We start from the raw sequence: 20,486 nt of genomic DNA, 5'->3' as shown, positions 1-20,486 counted from the left end.
AAAGAATATAACGAGGAACGACCGCATCAAGCTTTAAACAGCATGACGCCTGTTCAATACCGATTAAACAGAAACCCGGAAACCTCTAGTTTAGCTTGGCACTAAAAAAGGAGGGTTTACATCATTATTTTCATCCATTGAATATGCTCAATTAAAATTATCCTTAAACTAATTGTATATGTTCATTATATTTAATTCTATTTTGGATACGCGGTATAAGCTGCAGTAAAAAGACTAAACGCTATTTTTAGTACAATTATCAGATTTATTTCATCTACAAATTGATAAAGATCTTTTTAAAATAATCGATAGTAGTATTAACTCCAGCACTTAATTGAAGTAGATAAGCATTTTCATTATCCCACCAAAGCGCATCATATGGACCATAACGATTGCTAAAGCTGGCAATGTAGACATTGCTCGTAATTTCATGACTCTTCGGATTTAGGACAGTTATATTGAAGTTACTGTACCCGCTATATGAATTTATATTTGGTAATCTAGAAAGCGAAGGCTTCTTTATTGGAAAAGTGTCTTTATTGAAAATACGAAACCATGCAATTTGGTTTTTCTTCCCATTTTTTGGATACATGACTATTTGAACTTCCTCTATTTTATCTTCATTGCCATAAAAAAATTGGCTATCAGGAATTAAATCCAAATTAAGATCCTTTAAATATTTAATATCACTATTTGGCATGCTACCTCTTAGAATATTATGCATTGGCCATCTTATATTCCATAAACTTGAAGGCGGTTTATATGTATCATTCTTTATACAGGCATTTTTCATGCAATTGCTAAAACGAGACCAATATGTTAATTCAAAAAATTTCTTTTTTAATATTTCACTTGTTGAGGAAATAGGAGAAAAAAACTTACAAAGATCTAAAAATTCTTCATCTTTCAAATGTCCTTCAATCAGACGAAGTTCGATATTCGTTCCATAAGATAAAAAACTTAACGTTTTTGATTTTGAATAATCATAACCAATCCAACAAACATTTTCCTGATTCAATACGTGGGGTTTCATTTCCCAAACCCAATGATCGTATAGGGCAGCATGATCTAATGTAGATAAAGGTCCAAAGTCATACAAAAATTGCTTACATCGTAAGAGAGAATTTTTATACTTAATATAGTAGTAATAGGAAGAGAAATGAGCAGAACACCAGGCAGACCATTTTTTAAATTGATAATGACGTGGTTGTTCATTATAGGGAACATCTTCTTCCCTCAGTATAAAGTTAGATAATTCGACTTCATCAGAATTGGGGATCAAAATAACAAAATTTACTTTTTCTTGAGCTTGAGTGGGTCTGATTTCGTGCACTAAATTCATTTCATAATGTCCAACCATATTAAAACAGATGCTTTCTATAATTTCATCTGACTAAACTAATCAAATAATTTTTAGATTGAATATTCTTTTTCTGCCTCTTTCGTTTCTTGTATTTTGTCATTACTCATAAAAAAACCTGTAATCGATGCCCTTACATGATTTCCTGCTGCATTCTCTACTTTTTTTATACAATGAAGGATATTATTTTTAAAAATTACCAACCTATTTGGTTTAGGGACGATATAATATCCAACACCATCATCAGCATACTTATTCAATTCAGCACTATTCAGATGGTAGCCAACCTTTTTCTTCTTATCGTTAATTAATGTCACTTCTGAATAATCGAAATCAAGTTGTAAGGTGGGATTTATCAGTAATTCAGCTCCCCAATTGATGTCCCAAATTGGATGGCAGTAATACACATAAGCACCTGAAATTTTATACTTACCATCTGTATGCCAAGAAAGCCCCGAGCCTCTAGGATATAGATAGGGTCTAGCATAGAAAAAATCCCAATCTCTATCCTTGAAACCAATTAAGTGATGATACTCAGAGGAGCTTGTGATTAATTCTTGTATAAATAAATCAATGGTTGAGTTTGTAGGATAAACTTGTTCTGTAGTGCAAGCCTCAGGCCTAGGATGAGAAATAGTAACGCTGCCCCATAGAGGAGATCCATCCTCAAGACTAAAAGCATTTACCCATTTAGAAGAGTGAACAAACTTGAATTTTTCAGTTTGAATAAAATTCCAAATTTTTTCAAAAGATGGTTGCTCCAGGAAATCATCAATGACCGCTAGAACATCATTGTTAAAAACTAATTTCATATCAATATAAAACTATAAAAGGAGATACTTATATCTCCTTTATTTACCAAGGCATATATTCATCCTTATCTTCGTCGGTATCAATTCTATTAGAATAATATACGTTCATAACATCTCCTTATTAATATCCTTGAATAACAGTATTGGATTATAATTTTATTATTTCATCAAGACAATCATATTAAGGAGTGTTTTTTTACACTATGATCTATATAAACTCACAAAATGATCATTTATATTGTATTTTGTTCTCATTTAAACCGAACTTATGGTTTTAGAAAATTATAGGGTTCGTGTTAGGGTGCTCTGCGAATGATTAAAGCTGCTCCTAATTGGGAAAGAACCAGAATACCTAATGTTATTTTGATATCAATTAATGTCTATTAATTACATTTCAAAACTGGTACCAAAAACGGTACCAAATTTTTTCAATTTTTAACTTTCTATTTGTAACTCATTGATTTTACTATGCCGCTGAGAGGAGTCGAACCTCCGACCTCTTGATTACGAATCAATTGCTCTACCAACTGAGCTACAACGGCACGGCGGGTATTATACTTGAGTTTGCTGATGATGCAACACTACTCCCAAAGTCCAATCGACATTTTGCGAATTGGCTAGGTAGCGTACCGGCTCGCTGGGGGATAACCCATAGCCGTGTACCATTAAAGCATAATAATAGGATGGGAATAAACAATAGCCATAAATATATTCATTATTCGGGTATTGAGTTTGTAGTGCATCCCATTGTTGATGGCAAATTATGTTGTCTGCCTGCTGCAACAAACTTTGATTTGTGAGTTGATTTCCTTGGAATTGAAACGGTTTATCTTGCGCCAATGCAGCCAAGCCGCCTATTACATACCAGGTATTTCCCGGGTTTGCAGCAACTGCAGGTTTTACGATGCGGCTGACACTATGAACTGTGTTAATTAATCTTGAAACATCTCGCTTACAAGTCGGCGCATCGCCCTGCGCTGGGGTTCCATTTGGTAATAGATAATCATTGGCAAAACAATTGCTGGCATCTAAAAACTGATGAGAAAGAACTGTTTGCCCAAGCCCTAGGAAGCTATGCACGAAAAGTTTCATATGACGGCCGTAGACATCAATTTCGATTATATCGCTTGGATCAATAACTGAGTCATTTTGCACCGGGAAAACTACCTGCACCGATGCTCCACCCATGTCCATCACGCTGGCCGCTTCTTGACTAGGATTGGAAAGTGCGCCTAACTGATAGTTAACCGCCAGCCAACCATATAAACCTTCTGCCTTGCCTGTAATGGTTTTTGACTCAACCAGCTGCCATTGCGGTTGCGCAGCAAACCATTGCTGTAACGTTTGATAATATTGCTGTTGCTTTGGCTGTGGTAATAACCGCATGCCTGCAGTAGCGTAAAAATAAACAGGTAAATTTTGTTCAGGGGCAGGAGCAAATAAAGAGGAAAGGTAGGTATTAATCGTTTCAGGATCTGGATTTAAGGTGGCAAAACCAGGTTTGATTTTGTTCGACCAAATGTCTTTTATATTAACCGGATCATTCTTTTCATTGACGTCAAATGCGTAAATATGCAATCGCGTGCCCGTGCTGCCTGCATCCACAACTGCAATACAACGGTGCTGCTGGCATTGTTGGCCTGCTAAATCATCAGCGGTAACCTTGCTTATGAACGTAAAAAAAACGATCATCAAAAGAATCATACGGGGCATAATGCTACTTCTTGCGTCGTTAAATTGGCACATATGATACATTGTGTTTATATTTGTGTCAATTGGGCGCACTTTTTGGGAACCTATTATGACAGCACTTTTTTGGTTTAGACAAGATTTACGCTGCGATGACAATGCGGCATTGGCTGCAGCTTGTAATCGTCATAATTTGCTCATTCCTCTTTATATTGATTCAGATAATCCGCAACGTTTATGCGGGGCAGCGCAAAAATGGTGGCTACATCATTCATTGCTTGCCTTGAATAATTATCTTTGCACCCAAAATACCCGTTTATGTTTAAAACAAGGCAATCCACTGGATGTCTTGATGCAACTCATCAAGCAACATCAAGTTACCCACATCTATTGGAATGAATGCATAGAGCCTGAACTGAGAAAAGAAGAACAACAAATCAAATCAATATTGCAGCAAAATGGCATCCAAATCGAAACTTACCCACCTAATTTATTTTTCACTCCAGCAAAAATTCATACTCAACAGCAAACTATTTTTAAGCGGTTTACCCCTTTTTGGCGCTATTGCTTACAGCATCTAGCACCCCATCCACCAGCAGTTATTAAAAAATGGCCGGCTTGCCCTGCATTTTCTTCAGAACAATTGGATGATTGGCACCTTCTTCCCGCAAAGCCAGATTGGGCAAGTAATTTTAAGGATTATTGGCAACCTGGCGAACAAGGCGCACAGGAAAAATTGCAACAATTTATCGAAGATGAGCTGGCCGCTTATGATAAAAATCGGGATTTACCAGCCCGTCAAGCCACGTCCCGCCTTTCGCCACATCTGCATTTTGGCGAAATTAGTCCCTGGAGAATATGGCAAGAATTGGAAAAAATAAAATTTGATTCCGCCTACAGCCACAGTGCCATTGAGAAGTTTCTGGCAGAATTGGGTTGGCGGGAATTCTCATATTATACGCTTTATCATTATCCTGCCTTGCCCCATAGCAATATCCAGAAAACATTTGATGAATTTAAGTGGAAGACAAACAAGGTTTACCTGCAAGCGTGGCACAAAGGCCAAACAGGCTTTCCAATCGTTGATGCTGGGATGCGGGAATTATGGCAGACAGGCTATATGCACAATCGAGTTCGTATGATTACGGCATCGTTTTTAACAAAAAACTTGTTGATTGACTGGCGCACAGGTGCCGCCTGGTTCGAAGATACCTTGCTCGATGCAGATTTAGCTGCCAATTCATTCAACTGGCAATGGGTGGCAGGATCAGGAATGGATGCCGCCCCCTACTTCAGAATTTTTAACCCCGTTTTACAAGGAGAAAAATTTGATTCCAGCGGGGAATATGTAAAAAAATGGGTACCTGAATTAACTTCATTGCCTGTAAAATGGCTACATAAACCTTGGCAAATGCCTGCTCAGCCAGGCTTTATCTTAGGCAAAAACTACCCTTCTCCTATCATAAATTTGACTCAAACAAGAATACGCGCATTGGCAGCTTACCGAGAATTAAAGAAATAATTAAGAGTTTGGCAGTTAAGTGCTATATTTCTTTCTTTGAACTCTTTGGAACTTATTCCATGCGGCGATACACCTTAATTTCAATTGGACTCCCAAGGAATGTTAAGAGCCCAGTAAAAAATGAGTATGTTGCCGACAGTATTAAAAAAGAAGAATTCTTCCAGCATGAAGCCATTGATTTTTCGACAAGGGATGCGGTCCTAGAGGCACAAAGCAATTGGTATGCCGGACCAAGAAATTTAATGGTTGTTTTAGAGTATGAAACTTCAGCAGATAATGAAGCAACGATTTTTAGTTTTTCTCCCAACGTTTATGCCAGCGATCTTGGCATTTCAACCTATTATTTTAACGAACCTCTTATTTTGCAGGTGCAGGAAGGCCGACACAGAGGTCTTACGCAAGTACATCACACAGAAACCTTAAATCCTAACCAGAGCACGCATACAACAAGTGTGCATGAGAGTGTACGTGCCTCGCTAGAAAACTTAAAAGCACACTATACGGAAATAGACATTGCTAAAAATATTTGTGCCATTAAGAAATTTGCAAAAGAAATCACTTCGCATAATTTCCCGGAAATTCCCGCCTTAAAATTACAGGCAGCCCAGCATTTTATTCAAAATATGGAAGCTATTTTCCATGAGAAAGAAATGATTACTCAATTAACAATTGACTGCATTCTTGCCTTAGTTTGGGAAGGTATGCATGTAAATCCAAGCAGAATTACGGTGGCTAAGGAAGCATTTATCAAAAATCTCTATGAAAGCCAGCGCGGCTATAATCTGGATAAAAAAAATAGAGACGATGGCGGCAAAGATAAGCCCATTTGCATCAGCGGTATTATCAATAAATTAGTCGATACTTTAAACGGCTTGCATCCATTGGTAAATATCATCTATGTTACCCAGGAAACGGCTTCTTTAAAGCTTATGTCCTTAGTGCGGGAACATACATTAAATTTCATCAAACTTGCCCCTAATCCAGCCAAGTTATTTGAAGAAATAAAAAAATTGCAAGTTTCTACCGGTATGACCGTACAATGGGGCATTCCTCCCTCTATTTTAAAAGCCATTGCAGGCGCTGTAATGGAAGAATTTTATAAAGAATTCGAACAGATACTTCCCAAACAACTGTGCGAAGAAATTTTTGCACAGTTTGATTATATTTCTCTGGATAAAAAGACATTTAATCGACTTGCTGAAGCGCCTAATACCCAACACGAAGTAGTTCATGGCAAGCGCACATCGATTGAAGAAGCTTGTACTCAAATGCTAATGCTGGTAGAACAAAAACTGCATGCATTATTTAAAGCATCGGCTGTAAGCCAATCCATATTGGGTGATATTGAATCCACGCGAATTCTCAATACTCTTTACAAAGAATTATTAAACGCAGCCAAGCTATATTTCTTTCAGGATATTACTTTTGCAGCCTTTAAACAATTAAGCGGGAACGCTATCCAGGATGCTCGAGTTTTACTGCAAACAAACTCTGCATGGGAGGATTTTTTCACTACGCTTCCATCCATCATGGAAGAAGTAAAAAATTGCTCCATAAAGCCCGTTGCTCCTAAAAATCCTGGAAGCATTTTCAATTTTTTTAACGAAAAATCTTTTCACCAAGCCACTGAAATTGAGCGCGAAAAGGATTCCCATTCACCCAGGGAAATGCCTTCTTTCGGATAAAAGGCAAACCTGCAATAAATTTATAAATAAGCTGCAGTTTTAGAATAACAAACAGGGTCTTGCACGGAATTTCTTCCTAAATGGATACTGACCATTCCACAATCAACTGTATTGAATAACTTTATTCCCAATTTCTGATAATTTTCTAATGCTTGCGCGTGCGGGAAGTGGTAACGATTATCGAAACCATAGGATGCCACCGCAAATTCAGGATTTATTTGTTTTAAAAAGGCCATGGATGAAGATGTTTTACTCGCATGATGAGGCACTAATAAAACGCTTGAACGCAACTGATTGCCATAGGTTTGCGTTAAATAATGCTCAGCTTGCCGCTCAATATCTCCTGGTAAAAGGATTTGCCCGCCAGATGTACTGACTTGCAAAACACAGCAATGATTGTTTTTACCTCTTATTTCCTTTTTGATTGGAAAAAACCGGAATGACACATCATCGTATGTCCAGCCAGGATAATTTTCACAAGGTAAACCGCGTTTGTAAAAAAGAGGATTATCAACGATTAACTCCCCTACTGTATATTGCTCCTCAAGAGAAATCAAACCACCGCGATGATCTAAATCAGGATGACTAACAATAATTTTATCAATGCGGTTTATCCCCAAGGTTCTTAAATAAGGAATGATGGCAAGCTTACCCATGTCGCTGCCTTGGTAAAATTTAACTCCAGTATCGTAAAGCACCATATGCTTGGCGGTTTGTATCACGACTGCTAAGCCTTGTCCTACATCTAAAATATCGATACGTGCTTCTGCTGGCATTATTTTCTCCTTTTGCGGGAAAAAACTTGCAAAAGCTAACATTAAAATTGCCGGCAGAAAACGACGTAAAGGGGTAATGACGCTAAAACCCATAATTCCCATCAAGATCATGGGACTTAATACATTTGGGAAGGTAAAATTTAAATTTAAAGCAGCAAATGAATCTACAATGTTTAAATAATGCAATAAAATGGTGATCGTTGCATGCAAACCCCAAACTAGCCAGGCAGGGACGAAAGCTTGGGCTGTTAAAACAAACAAAGATAACGGCACAATCACAAACCCTACCCAGGGAATAGCCAATAAGTTTGCGACAAGCCCATTCACTGCGCCATAAGAAAACCAGTACAACGTCATAGGCATAAGCCCAAGAAGGCAAGCGACCTGCAGAATCAATGTTTTTTTTATGCCGGTACAAGAAAAACGCTGATTTGCAAATAACAGGATGGCTACGGCTATAAATGACAAGTAAAAACCCGACATCAATAGAGAATGCGGTTCAAAAAGCAGCACGCCGCATAAAGAATATCGCCAAGCTTGCCATGCGCTAAATCGTTGATTACAAAAATTGCGCAGCAACATAAAAAAACAAACAATTACCGCCCTTTGTGCAGGTACAGCAAAACCAGCCAGCAAGGAATAAATAAAAGCGGCGGTGAAAGCGATAATACTGGCTGTTTTTTGCGCCGGGTAAAGCAAACATAACCGGCTGTAGCAACCCCAAAGCCGCCTGGTCAAGAGATAAACCAAACCAGCAACCAACCCAATATGAGCGCCTGAAATCACCATGAGGTGGACCGTCCCTGTACGCCGGAATAAATCCCATTCTTCTTTATCGATATGGTTGGTTATCCCTAATGTTAATGCCTGCAATATGCCAAGAGGTTTCTCATCTGGAATAAGTTTTGCCAAACGCTCGGCTAACTGCTCTCGCCATACCAATAAAAAATAAGGATTAGGACGCTCCAACAAGGTAAATGAATTGCGTTTGGTATAGCCACTCCAATGGATGTGGCGGGCGTTCAGCCAAGAAACATAATCAAAACCGCCAGGATTTTGTATGTTGCGTGGTTTTTTGAGCTTGGCTGTAAGCTGCCAAAATTGTCCTGCCTTCAGCAGTGGACAATGATCATAGCAAGACAATAAAACAAGGCTTTTTATGGGCTTGCCATTTAAATTACGGACATCAAATTGGAACTGGGTTTTCTGATGGGTTCTGGCAGGAATGGAGGCGACATAACCTTGCAGTACCGCTTTATTAATAACTGATTCGTCAGGCACCCCGCCTGCATGCACCCACCACTGATGGAAGATGCCCCAGCACACGCCAATAGTAAAGCATCCAAAGAAAAGAAGGCATGGACGAAAAAAAATCACTATGGCTAAAAAAATAATAGGATAGCTGTAAGACAAGTAAACCATTGCTATCCCTGCGTAGAAACAAAGAATTTCCATATATTTTTTGGACTTGCGATCGACCAATCCACTCTATCGCAACTTTTATAATTCAGCAAATTTATCGCTTAATTATTGACTTAGCATACTGTTTTCTCCAGGGGGAAAGAAAGCTGCTGGCATTCTAAAAGTTTCATGGTCCTTGAAATAAGCTGCCAAAAAGCATTGGGATTATCTCGGGGTGTACTTTAAGACATTGGACAAAAAACTTATTAAATAAAAACTATCTTGGGACTTTAAAATACATTTATTGCATCATTATGAGAGGTTTTCAAGATAAAGATTGAGAAGCTATCAGTCTCTGTTCAAAACGAAAAATAGGACGATGGCACACCCATATTCACTATACAATTGACACGAAAACAGTCCGAAAAAGCGGCGGAGCAAACTTTATAATATGACGGAGCTCTTTTTAGGATTAATTTTTTACATTTTTAGCAAACAAGCCGATTACATTAATTTAAAATCAAATGCCTATTCATTTTTCTCACACCCTTTTTATCGTAGAAAGCCATTTTTCCCAAGCAGAAAAGTCATATTCATCATATTTTTTTCCACTTATTTTCTTTAAAAGTAAATAAGCCCACCCACGGTTATTGGGTTGTTTTAAACGCAAAAGTGCTAATAAACTTTTTTGTCCCTTACGAATGATGAGCCATTTGGATTTTTTGTCTAAAGGCGCTGTGGTTAGTAAAAATAAAGCTTTATTCCTATCGGTTCCGTAGGGAGAATTTAATAAACTTACAAATGGCTCCACGTTAATTTGAGCGATCGGTGCTTTCTCAATCGTTTCGCCCATTACCCTTATCACATTATTTCTGACAAGCTGACTTTTATCGTGAACATGCTTGGACAATACGAAGATAATTTCTTTTGGATTTTGAAAGTGCCCTACTAATAAAGCCGCCGATGCCCGACGCTCAGGATCAGGATCATTACTTAATGCATTTAATATTTTTGTTTTTTCTTTAATAACACCTGCATTAAATATATTTAAATAGGGCTTTAACTTAGGGTGATTGAAGCCGAAAATACAATGATAGACAGGGCAGATATTATCTTTTTCCGTTAATTGTCCAGTGTCGCTTAACCTCCAGCCCAAGGCTTCATATTTCTGCATTTTTCCAATTAAGTCAGGTTGTATTAAGTGGCTTGCGCCTTGCTCATCTTTGTTAACAAAGGCAAGCCTTTCAGGCTTCGTCCTTTCGATTACTTCGATAGTAGTGTATAAATTCTTCTCACCAGGGTATACAGTCGTGTGCACATCAGCATAGAGAAACATACCCTTTTTTTTGATTCTCTCCATCAATCTAGCTTTTTTTGCCCGAGTTTCTTCTACTTTCTGGATATCCTCATGGCCAGTCAAATTAAAATATTCACGCTGCTTGGCTAATTCAGATTCTATCTCTATGACTTGTGCTGTGTATTCGCGCAAGATTTGCTCTGCGTGCAATTTATTAGCACCATAAATATCCACTACTATCTGAGCTGAACAAGTAAAACTACTAAAACAAGAAGTAAGCAACCATAGAGCTATTTTGTTCACACCACTTCCTCTTGTTTTGTAATTCCATATCGAAGATTTTGTAGGCACTTCACGTCTTAGGCTTCTATGCCCCCATGTTTGTTTCCCGGCAGAAAGTTAATATTTGAGAATATTTACACTTAAAAAGGAGAGAAAAATTTTGAGGATTGTTTTTCTTGCGTCTCTTTTTCTACAATCTTGGGAGCCAGTTCAATCACTGAATCAAAGATTTTTTGTGCTTCATGAAATGTCTGCAGCGTTTCACCAAGTCCATCTTTTAATGGTTTTTGCTGTAAAATACATGCCATGGATTTACTGTAAGCTTTATTAACACTCTGTTGAATAGCTTCGTCTTTTTTTAATAACTCATCAAACATTGCACAAACAGTTGTAGCAGCAGGTAACATTTCTTTAAGCCCTAGATTAAGCACATTTAGAATAACTTTCATGTGCTCAGGCTGATGGCAGCTATCTAATAACATGCCTCCGACACCTCCATCTAACGTCAGGCGCTTCTTCACCCAGTCCGGTGTTGATTGCGTATAATATGCATACGTTTTTGCCAATTCTTCCAATAGAGTGACTTGGGTTTTATGTAACATTTATTGCTCCGCGTTGATAAAGATAATTACGCTCAAAATGTTAACTTGTCAGCATAAAAACTGTCAAACTATCTATACAATATCCAGAATCAGACCATTACCTTACCGCAGAAATTGCTGAAAAATTTCTGGGTAATTTGGCAAGACAAGTACAGTTTGCTGGTATTTTAATTTTTGTGTATGGCAAATTTTACATTCTCATACCCTTATGGGAAAAAATTTGTCGCTCACTACAGCATTATCCTTTAATAAGCTTGAATATTTTCAGAGAAAAGAGCCGCTCAATCCAATTTTCTGGAAAAAATACACTGCTTCTCTTACGATAAATAAGATATCGAATGGTAAAGGGATCTTACCTATGATGATTGCAACTTTTAATCCGGGCGGTCATGAAACCCGTGTGGCCATCACGCCTGCTGCTGTGCGCCAATACATCAATCTTGGCTTTGAAGTTAACTTCGAAACCAATGCCGGTAAACTGGCAGGCTTTCATGATCAAGAATATCTTGATGCCGGTGCCGTCATCATCAAGGAACGAAAATTCCTGCTGGAAAATGCAGACCTTCTTCTTTGTGTCGAAGAGCCACTGGCCGATGAAATTAAATATTTGCCACCGGAATCCTTTCTCATCGCCCCTGTAGATAATCACCCGCGCAGTGCCCTGCTGGCATGGTGTTTAAAGCATAGGATCAGCGTTTTTTCCTTAAATAATATGCCGCGGCTAAGCCGTGCCCAAAGCATGGATAGCCTTTCCTCACAAGCTAATTTGGCCGGCTATTGCAGCATTTTGGAAGGTGCTACGTATTTTAACCGTGCCCTTCCCATGATGGTGACTGCCGCGGGTATGATTAATCCAGCTAAAATACTGGTTTTAGGTGCTGGTGTGGCGGGTTTACAAGCAATTGCCACTGCCAAGCGGCTTGGTGCCGTGGTGTATGCGTTTGATGTACGCGCAGCAGCCAAAGAGCAAGTTGAAAGCCTGGGGGCGGAATTCATTACCGCAGGCGATTGTGCGAATGCTGAAATGCAAACGGATTATGCAAATGAGGTGAGCGATGAATATCGCGCTCTGCAAAGTCAGGTAATTGACGAGCATGCAAGACAAGCCAATATCATCATTTGTTCAGCTCTTATTCCTGATAAAAAAGCGCCGCTGTTGCTAAAAAAGCAAACCATTGAAGCCATGAAACCAGGCTCTGTAATTGTTGATCTGGCAGCTTCGCGCGGAGGAAATTGTGAATTAACAGAGTGTGATCAAGTGATAAAACACGGTCAAATCACCATTATTGGTTATAGTAATCTGGCGCGAAAAATCCCCGCCACGGCCAGCGAATTATATGCCAACAACTTCATACATTTGATCCGTTTTCTTGCAGATCCTAACAAGAAACTCAACTTGAATGAAACAGATGAAATCATTCAAAAAGGCATGCTTTGTCACGACGGCCAACATCTACCCTTCCAATTTGCCAAGGAGCATTAAATGCCGCACATCGATACATTAAGCAACCCCTACCTTGCTATCCTTATTATTTTTGTACTAGCCAGTTTCGTAGGTTATTACGTAGTTTGGAAAGTCACTCCTGCTTTGCATACTCCTCTTATGTCGGTTACCAATGCTATTTCCGGCATTATTATTTTAGGTGCCTTGATTGCGGCAGGAAGCCAAGCCAGTTTTGGTGTCACCGTGCTCGGCGGACTGGCGGTTTTTATCGCAGCGATTAATATTTTTGGTGGATTTGTTGTTACGCAACGCATGCTTCGCATGTATAAAAAATAGGATGGATACTTCATGTTAAATTTGATTTCCATTTTTTATTTAATTGCCGCTGTTTGTTTTATTCTAGCCCTCAAAAACCTGGCGAGCCCTGCCACAGCAAAAAAAGGCAATTGGCTAGGAATAGTGGGCATGGTAATCGCGGTAGCTGCGACTCTCATGCTGCCTTCTCTTACGCAACATGGAATCTTGCTTAGCCTCATCGCTGCCGGAGGTATCATTGGAATCTTCATCGCCTTAAAAATAAATATGACAGCTATCCCGCAACTGGTTGCAGGCTTTCATTCGCTGGTAGGGCTAGCTGCGGTTTTAGTGGGCTTTTGCGCTTTTCTATCTCCCGATGCTTTCGGAATAGCAATTTATGGAAACCTTGCTAAAACCAGTTTATTGGAAATGGGGCTTGGCTTGCTGATTGGCGCCATAACTTTTTCAGGCTCAATCATTGCCTTTTTAAAACTGCAGGGGTTAGTGGCAGGAACACCGCGGCGCTTTCAGGGGCAAATATTTGTTAATGTATTATTAATGGTTGCAGTTGTTAGCTCCTTGGCTGGATTTATTGTCCATCCCTCCCTGTTCTTATTTCTGCAATTGGCCCTGCTTTCCCTGCTCATGGGTGTCTTAATCATCATTCCTATTGGCGGTGCTGATATGCCAGTCGTTATCTCCATGTTGAATTCTTACTCGGGCTGGGCTGCGGCAGGTATAGGATTTACGCTCAGCAATTATTTATTAGTCATCACCGGCGCTTTGGTGGGTGCAAGCGGAGCTATTTTAAGTTACATCATGTGTAAAGGCATGAACCGTTCTTTATTAAATGTCATTTTCGGCGCGATAAACTCCGAGGTGGCAAAGGAAGCAACAACTGCGAACCGGTTGCAACCGCCTATCCGTCAAGCTAATGGAGAAGATGCTGCATTTTTATTAAGCAATGCAAAAGACGTCATCATCGTGCCAGGATATGGGATGGCGGTAGCCCGCGCGCAGCATGCTGTAAAAGAATTAGTGGAAACCCTGCTGGCGCATTCAATCAAAGTGCGTTTTGCTATCCATCCTGTTGCTGGACGTATGCCAGGGCACATGAATGTTCTTCTTGCAGAAGCTAACATCCCCTACCACCATGTTTTTGAGCAAAGCGAAATTAATCATGATTTTATTAGCTGCGATGTAGCTTTGGTGGTCGGAGCGAATGACATCACCAACCCAGCCGCTAAAACAGATCCTGAGTCGCCAATTTATGGCATGCCTGTTTTAGACGTAGGGCATGCAAAAAATATTTTATTCCTCAAACGCAGCCTTTCTGCAGGTTATGCCGGAGTGGAAAACGACTTGTTTTATCGTGACAACACTTATATGGTTTTCGGGGACGCAAAAAATACACTGGAAGCGATTGTAAAGGCGATGCATGCGGCAAAGCTACGGGTTTTGCATTAATCTTGCAGCTTAACTCGCAAAAAAGAGCAGTTATTCAGTAGATAAGTAGAAAGCCGCACATTTAAAAATTCACTATAATGGCGTGTTGATGCATAAAATGCTTTTAAAATTGCCACATAAATAAATTCAGAGTATCTTAGGACGTATTTTTTCTCTTGTGGAGATTTTTATGTTACGAAAACTTGGCCTTGGCTTGCTTGGATTTACCCTTTTATTTACTACGAATGCCTTCGCAATGAGGACTATTCCCTTTTCTCAAACCGCTGCAATCGAATTTGAGTTAAAACCCAATGATCCCTTGGTTCTCGTTAACTTTTTTTTCTGGAGTATTAAAGCGACTTGCACAGTAAGTAGCGAAACCGAGGATAACCCGGTATTGGTTAAGGCATTACGTAAGTCCGGCACCATCAATGAAATGGAGTTGGTTGAAGGAGATACGCGCTCATTTAACTTTAAAAATAGAGAAAGTTTTACCGTATCTGCTGTTTCCGGGGCGAAAGTAGAATTTGTCAATCAAGGCGAGAAGCCTATCAAAGCGATTTGTACACCGGGTTAATGACTGCAGTATAACTTGGATGCAAGATGAATATTCCGGATAGCGCTGCTATCCGGGATGATTAGTGTTCACGCGTAGCCGAAAATTGAATTTTTGGATAGCGTTCCTGTGCCATGGATAAATTAACCCGGGTGGGCGCCAAATAAGTCAGCGTATCACTGCCATCGAGTGCCAAATTGTCATATGCCTTCGTACGCAACTCCGCCATTGCCTTGTCGTCATCAGAATACACCCAGCGAGCGCAGGAAATATTCACTGATTCATAGACGCAATCTACTTTATATTCGTATTTTAAACGATGCGCCACTACATCAAATTGCAAAACACCCACTGCGCCAAGAATCAATTGGTTGCTGTTTAGGGGCCTAAATACCTGTGTGGCACCCTCTTCTGATAATTCAATCAAACCTTTCAGCAATGCTTTGCTTTTTAATGGATCAATCAGGCGCACCAGGCGAAATAATTCCGGCGCAAAATTAGGGATCCCCGTAAATTTTAAAGATTCACCCTGCGTAAATGTATCACCAATGCGAATTGTACCGTGGTTATGTAATCCAATAATATCACCTGCTAAGGCCACCTCGGCATGAGCGCGGTCACCAGCCATAAAAGTTAATGCATTAGCAATTTGTACTTCTTTGCCGAGGCGAAGGTGATTTAATTTCATACCTTTTTTATATGCTCCAGAGCAAATGCGTAAAAATGCAATGCGATCGCGATGTTTCGGATCCATATTCGCCTGGATTTTAAATACAAAGCCTGAGAAAGCTGGCTCTTCAGGGCGAACCTCTCGCTCTTGGGAAGCACGCGGCATCGGACCCGGGGCAAATTGTGCAAAATCGTCCAGCAATTCCTTGATACCAAAATTATTGATGGCTGAGCCGAAGTAAACTGGCGTCAGTTTTCCCGCCAAATAATCGCCCAGGTTGAATTCATGGGAAGCGCCTTTTACCAATTCAATCTCATCGCGCAACTCTTGGGCCCCAGCCCCTAAAAGTTCATCGAGTTGCGGGTTATCCAAGCCTTTAATTTGCAAGGCATCTTGTTTCTGCGTATTTTTCCCTGGTTGATATAAATACACGGCATCCCGGTACAAATGATAGATACCCTTGAAACGCTTACCCATTCCCACAGGCCAGGTCACAGGCGCACATTGAATACCAAGAACCGTTTCAACTTCATCGAGCAACTCAATTGGTTCGCGCCCTTCACGGTCGAGTTTGTTGATGAACGTCATAATTGGCGTGTCGCGTAAACGGCAAACTTCCATTAATTTCACTGTTCTATCTTCAACGCCTTTGGCTACGTCGATAACCATGAGCGCCGAGTCAACCGCTGTCAACGTGCGGTAAGTATCTTCGGAAAAGTCTTCATGTCCCGGAGTATCCAACAAATTCATTACATGACCATTATGAATAAATTGCATCACCGAAGTTGTGATTGAAATACCACGTTCCTTTTCCATTTCCATCCAGTCGGATGTAGCATGGCGCGAAGCTTTCCGCCCTTTTACCGTCCCTGCCAATTGAATAGCTCCGCCAAAAAGCAGCAACTTTTCGGTCACAGTTGTTTTCCCTGCATCAGGGTGCGAAATAATGGCAAATGTACGTCGTTTATTAAAATCCTGGAATGACTCAGACATGAAAAACCTAATTATGAAATTTTAAGCCGTGAAAATTAAATAAAAGCATTACGAATAATGTGGATTCTAAACTAATTAAATAATTTTCTAATTATATCATATTGACCTATATTAAACATATTACAAGGATTTAGTTGGAGAAATAATATGATGAAGCGCGAGGGAGAAATGGGATGGAACCGGCTCCTGACTGTGGATACAGAAGCGGCAGCCGATTTTTACATGCAATTGTTTAATTGGGAACGACGCGTCGTTAAAGTAAACAACATCGATTATACAATTTTCGAACTTGATGGCAAAAAGGTTGCAGGCATGCTAAAAATTCTGCCACGCCAAATGAGTACTATCCCTCCAAATTGGCTGAGCTTTATTGTTACCGAGAGTCTCAATGTAACGCTTGAGAAAGCTAAAGCACTTGGGGCTGCCGTCGTAATTGAACCCGTGTATATTGACGAACTTGGCTTAGTAGCGGTCATTATCGATCCGAGCGGTGCCTATGTGGGTCTTATCGAACCCTAAAATCAGGGTTCAATAAAGAATAAATTATCCGTGCCTTCGAAATATTGCTGCACTTTTAACTCGGAAACATCTGAAAGTGTCGCAGGATTCCAGCGGGGCGACTTATCCTTGTCAACTAACAAGGCACGCACTCCCTCATAAAAATCATGATCTCTCATAAAATGATGCACTAATGCATAATCAACCTGCAAACACGCGGCCAAATCCAACCGTTTGGCTTGCCGGATTTGCGTTAAAGTAACCTTCAAACTAAGTGGTGCTTTTTGTTGCAATACATTCAATGTATCTACGTACCACTCATCTTCCTGCTTAGCAAGTGCCGTGAAAATGTGTTCTACCGTTTCATATTGGAATACGCTGTTTACGAAAGATTCCAATGGCTTAATGGATACGTCAGGCTTGGAAACTGCATATTTCTGCAAACATGAATTTACCTTGCAGGATGCATCATAAGATAAATCAGCAGCTATCAGTTCATCTAGGATATTGCCAATTTGTGCAGAAGAAACACTATATCTAATCAAGCCCAAAGCATAGGCATCAAGAGCCTGCAAGCGGTTACCAGTAAGACCCAAATAAATACCCAGCTGCCCAGGGCAGCGTGCCAGCAAATAGCTGGCACCTACGTCTGGGAAAAAACCAATGGTGGTTTCAGGCATGGCAAAAATAAAGCGTTCAGTAGCAACGGGATGAGAACCGTGCAAAGAAATCCCCACGCCGCCACCCATGGTAACGCCATCCAGCAGCGCAATATAAGGTTTTTTAAAATGGTGAATAAAATGATTGAGACGATATTCATGCCAGAAAAACTGCATTTGTTGCGGATCTCGCCTCTTCCCTGTCTCATATAGCCAGCGAACATCACCACCGGCGCAGAATGCTTTGCCTTCACTGGCGCGAATTGCTACAGCAGCAATATTTTTATCTTCCTCCCACGCTTGCAATTGCTCTTGCATTGCCAAAATCATGGGTAGAGTTAGGGCATTTAACGCAGCCGGCCTGTTTAAGGTAATGAGCCCTAAATGCTTTTCACGCGTAAAAATAATTTCGTCACTCATGTTAAATCCCTTTAAATTGTGCGGGGCGCTTCTCTAAAAAAGCCGCGACTCCTTCTACCTTATCTTTACTGGCACAAACTTTGGCAAAATGCACTGCCTCAAGATGCAATGCGTCCGGAAGTGCCATGTCATAACCCTTATCAATCACTTCAAGCACACTGCTAATGGCCAAGGGCGCCATGGTTAAAATAGTTTTCAGCATACGCCTGCTTTCTTCGAGTAATGTTTCTGCAGGAACCACTGCATTGACTAATCCCCACTGCAAAGCCGTCTCAGCATCAATAAATCTTCCAGTCAGGCAAAGATCAAGAGCCCGCCCTTTACCAACCAAACGCCCCAGCCGCTGTGTACCGCCATACCCGGGAATAACGCCCAACTTCACTTCCGGTTGTCCAAATTGGGCGGTGGCAGCTGCAGTTCTAAGCGTGGCAGCCATGGCCAGCTCGCATCCGCCCCCGAAAGCATAGCCATTGACAGCAGCCAACGAAGGCTTGCCTAGCGTTTCCAGTTGGCGAAATACATCCTGGCCAAAACAGGCGAATTCGTAACCACTTTGCGCATCGCATTCCGCAAGACGCGCGATATCCGCGCCAGCACAAAACGCTTTTCCTTTGCCAGTAAGCAATAATGCCTTTACCATGGGATTAGCTTTAGCAGAAGAAAATGCCTCACCAAGCTTCATTAAAACTTCAGTGCTTAATGCATTTAACTTATCCGGCCGATTTAACGTAAGAGTTAAAATGCCATCGTTATCTAATTCTTGTTCAATCAAGTTTACCAGCGTCATTGCCAACTCCTTAATCCATGTTAATCAATAAAAAATTCTTCATCCAAAGTAGCCTTGGCTACAATCTCGCGCATAATTTCATTCGTGCCCTCCAAAATTTGATGGACTCTCAGATCACGAAAAATGCGTTCAATTTGATAATCGCGCAAATACCCGTAACCTCCATGCATTTGCATCGCTTTGTCGCTGATTTGAAAGGCAGCATCAGTCGCTAGGCGCTTGGCCATTGCGCAATACATGGGAGCATTGGGATCATTAATATCCAAAGATTGCGCCGCCCTGTAAACCATCAGGCGAGCCGCTTCGAAATCAGTCAGCATATCGGCAAAATAAAAACGCAGGGCTTGAATTTTACCTAGTACTTTGCCGAATTGTTTGCGTTCATTTAGATAAGCTTGCGTAAGACGCAGACAGGCGGTTGCACCGCCAATGGAGCAAGCGGCTATATTGACGCGTCCACCATTTAAAGCATTTAAGGCAATTTTAAATCCCATCCCTTCATCACCTACCCGATTGGAAACAGGAACACGGCAATTTTCAAAATAAACCATGGATGTAGGCTGATTGCGCCAGCCCATTTTCTTTTCAAGCTTCCCAAAGCTTAAACCGGGCCTGTCTTTTTCTACCAGCAAACAAGTAATCCCCCGAGGTGACTCATCGCCAGTACGAACCATGCATAAATACACATCACTCACGCTTCCCCCGGAAATGAAAGCCTTGGCACCGTTAATGATGTAATCATCTCCATCAATTGCAGCATAAGTTCTTAGGGAAGCAGCATCTGAACCGGATTCAGGCTCAGTCAGGCAATAACTTGCAAATGCCTCCATGGAAGTCAGGCGCGGCCCCCATTCGGCACGCAAACTCTTGTCCGCATAACGGTCAATTAATGAAGTGACCATATTATGAATACTCAGGTAAGCACTGGTGCTTACGCATCCTGTTGCCAGCTGCTCAAAAATTAACGCAGCATCTAAACGGGTCAATTGAGAGCCGCCTATATCTTCTTGAGCAACGATCCCTGCCATACCAAGTTGAGCCGCCTCACGAAAAATTTCAATAGGAAAATAACTTTGCTCATCCCAATCATCTGCATTGGGCAATAATTTATTACGGGCAAATTCCGCTGCTATATCACGGAAAGCATAGTGTTCTTCCTTTAATTGAAATTGCATCGTCCCTCCAAAATTTTTCATCTGCTTAAAGATGCTAAATAATTTTATGAATTCTGGATAATCTTTAATTAGATGGTATTATTGCCAATTTTTAGCGCCCGTGAAAGAAAAAAAA

17 protein-coding genes and 1 tRNA gene are annotated in these 20,486 nt (G+C 40.6%); 7 read left to right on the top strand and 11 right to left on the bottom strand.

Translation table 11 applies throughout. The features are described from left to right. Positions 1–274: 274 nt before the first annotated feature. From ELY11_RS08790 to ELY11_RS08775, 4 genes are all read right to left on the bottom strand, one after another. On the bottom strand, positions 275–1,342 hold the full coding sequence (locus ELY11_RS08790) for a hypothetical protein (protein WP_127033133.1): 1,068 nt from the start codon (positions 1,340–1,342) through the stop codon (positions 275–277). 71 nt (positions 1,343–1,413) lie between these two features. Next, entirely contained in the window at positions 1,414–2,172 is a 759-nt protein-coding gene (locus ELY11_RS08785) for a 2OG-Fe(II) oxygenase (RefSeq protein ID WP_127033131.1), read from the bottom strand. 469 nt (positions 2,173–2,641) lie between these two features. Next, positions 2,642–2,714, bottom strand: a tRNA-Thr gene (locus ELY11_RS08780). Positions 2,715–2,724: 10 nt separating this feature from the next. Beyond that, complete coding sequence (locus ELY11_RS08775; RefSeq protein WP_233579774.1) at positions 2,725–3,885, bottom strand: acetate and sugar kinases/Hsc70/actin family protein; 1,161 nt, start codon at positions 3,883–3,885, stop codon at positions 2,725–2,727. A gap of 85 nt (positions 3,886–3,970) precedes the next feature. Here ELY11_RS08775 and ELY11_RS08770 point away from each other — a divergent pair, with 85 nt between their 5' ends. Together ELY11_RS08770 and ELY11_RS08765 are read left to right on the top strand one after the other, a co-directional pair. Then, positions 3,971–5,383 (top strand): cryptochrome/photolyase family protein, encoded by a 1,413-nt coding sequence (locus tag ELY11_RS08770; protein WP_127033137.1) that lies wholly within the window; start codon positions 3,971–3,973, stop codon positions 5,381–5,383. A gap of 59 nt (positions 5,384–5,442) precedes the next feature. After that, positions 5,443–7,068, top strand: a complete 1,626-nt coding sequence (locus tag ELY11_RS08765; protein WP_127033129.1) for a hypothetical protein — start codon at positions 5,443–5,445, stop codon at positions 7,066–7,068. A 20-nt stretch (positions 7,069–7,088) separates the two neighbouring features. Here the strand turns inward: ELY11_RS08765 and ELY11_RS08760 are convergent, their stop codons facing one another. From ELY11_RS08760 to ELY11_RS08750, 3 genes are all read right to left on the bottom strand, one after another. After that, the gene (locus ELY11_RS08760) at positions 7,089–9,266 is read right to left on the bottom strand and encodes a DNA internalization-related competence protein ComEC/Rec2 (protein ID WP_158614997.1); all 2,178 of its coding nucleotides are present in this window, start codon (positions 9,264–9,266) and stop codon (positions 7,089–7,091) included. A gap of 520 nt (positions 9,267–9,786) precedes the next feature. Beyond that, a complete protein-coding gene (locus tag ELY11_RS08755) occupies positions 9,787–10,845 on the bottom strand; it encodes a HEAT repeat domain-containing protein (RefSeq protein ID WP_126954748.1) in 1,059 nt (352 codons plus the stop codon). 119 nt (positions 10,846–10,964) lie between these two features. After that, entirely contained in the window at positions 10,965–11,426 is a 462-nt protein-coding gene (locus ELY11_RS08750; RefSeq protein WP_126954749.1) for a hypothetical protein, read from the bottom strand. A gap of 358 nt (positions 11,427–11,784) precedes the next feature. On the opposite strand from ELY11_RS08750, the gene ELY11_RS08745 reads away from it, so the two are divergent. From ELY11_RS08745 to ELY11_RS08730, 4 genes are all read left to right on the top strand, one after another. Beyond that, positions 11,785–12,909 (top strand): NAD(P) transhydrogenase subunit alpha, encoded by a 1,125-nt coding sequence (locus ELY11_RS08745; RefSeq protein ID WP_126954750.1) that lies wholly within the window; start codon positions 11,785–11,787, stop codon positions 12,907–12,909. Further along, a complete protein-coding gene (locus tag ELY11_RS08740) occupies positions 12,910–13,206 on the top strand; it encodes a proton-translocating transhydrogenase family protein (protein WP_126954751.1) in 297 nt (98 codons plus the stop codon). Between the two features lie 12 nt (positions 13,207–13,218). Next, the gene (locus ELY11_RS08735) at positions 13,219–14,634 is read left to right on the top strand and encodes an NAD(P)(+) transhydrogenase (Re/Si-specific) subunit beta (protein WP_126954752.1); all 1,416 of its coding nucleotides are present in this window, start codon (positions 13,219–13,221) and stop codon (positions 14,632–14,634) included. A gap of 169 nt (positions 14,635–14,803) precedes the next feature. Further along, on the top strand, positions 14,804–15,190 hold the full coding sequence (locus tag ELY11_RS08730; protein ID WP_126954753.1) for a hypothetical protein: 387 nt from the start codon (positions 14,804–14,806) through the stop codon (positions 15,188–15,190). Between the two features lie 61 nt (positions 15,191–15,251). On the opposite strand, the gene ELY11_RS08725 is transcribed toward ELY11_RS08730, so the two are convergent. Beyond that, a complete protein-coding gene (locus tag ELY11_RS08725) occupies positions 15,252–16,832 on the bottom strand; it encodes a peptide chain release factor 3 (RefSeq protein WP_126954754.1) in 1,581 nt (526 codons plus the stop codon). Positions 16,833–16,979: 147 nt separating this feature from the next. Between ELY11_RS08725 and ELY11_RS08720 the strand changes: the two genes are divergently transcribed. Continuing rightward, positions 16,980–17,351: a VOC family protein gene (locus tag ELY11_RS08720; RefSeq protein ID WP_126954755.1), complete on the top strand. Its 372-nt coding sequence runs from the start codon at positions 16,980–16,982 to the stop codon at positions 17,349–17,351. Positions 17,352–17,353: 2 nt separating this feature from the next. On the opposite strand, the gene ELY11_RS08715 is transcribed toward ELY11_RS08720, so the two are convergent. Genes ELY11_RS08715 through ELY11_RS08705 form a run of 3 tightly spaced genes read right to left on the bottom strand, consistent with a single transcriptional unit; the run spans position 17,354 to position 20,371 of the window. Then, a complete protein-coding gene (locus ELY11_RS08715) occupies positions 17,354–18,409 on the bottom strand; it encodes an enoyl-CoA hydratase/isomerase family protein (protein WP_126954756.1) in 1,056 nt (351 codons plus the stop codon). A gap of 1 nt (position 18,410) precedes the next feature. Continuing rightward, a complete protein-coding gene (locus ELY11_RS08710) occupies positions 18,411–19,196 on the bottom strand; it encodes an enoyl-CoA hydratase/isomerase family protein (protein WP_126954757.1) in 786 nt (261 codons plus the stop codon). A 20-nt stretch (positions 19,197–19,216) separates the two neighbouring features. Further along, positions 19,217–20,371, bottom strand: a complete 1,155-nt coding sequence (locus ELY11_RS08705; RefSeq protein WP_127033127.1) for an acyl-CoA dehydrogenase family protein — start codon at positions 20,369–20,371, stop codon at positions 19,217–19,219. Between the last annotated feature and the right edge of the window lie 115 nt (positions 20,372–20,486).

The sequence above is a fragment of the Legionella septentrionalis genome, assembly GCF_003989745.1.
GTDB lineage: Bacteria > Pseudomonadota > Gammaproteobacteria > Legionellales > Legionellaceae > Legionella_A > Legionella_A septentrionalis.
This window is presented reverse-complemented; position numbering and strand designations above follow the sequence as displayed.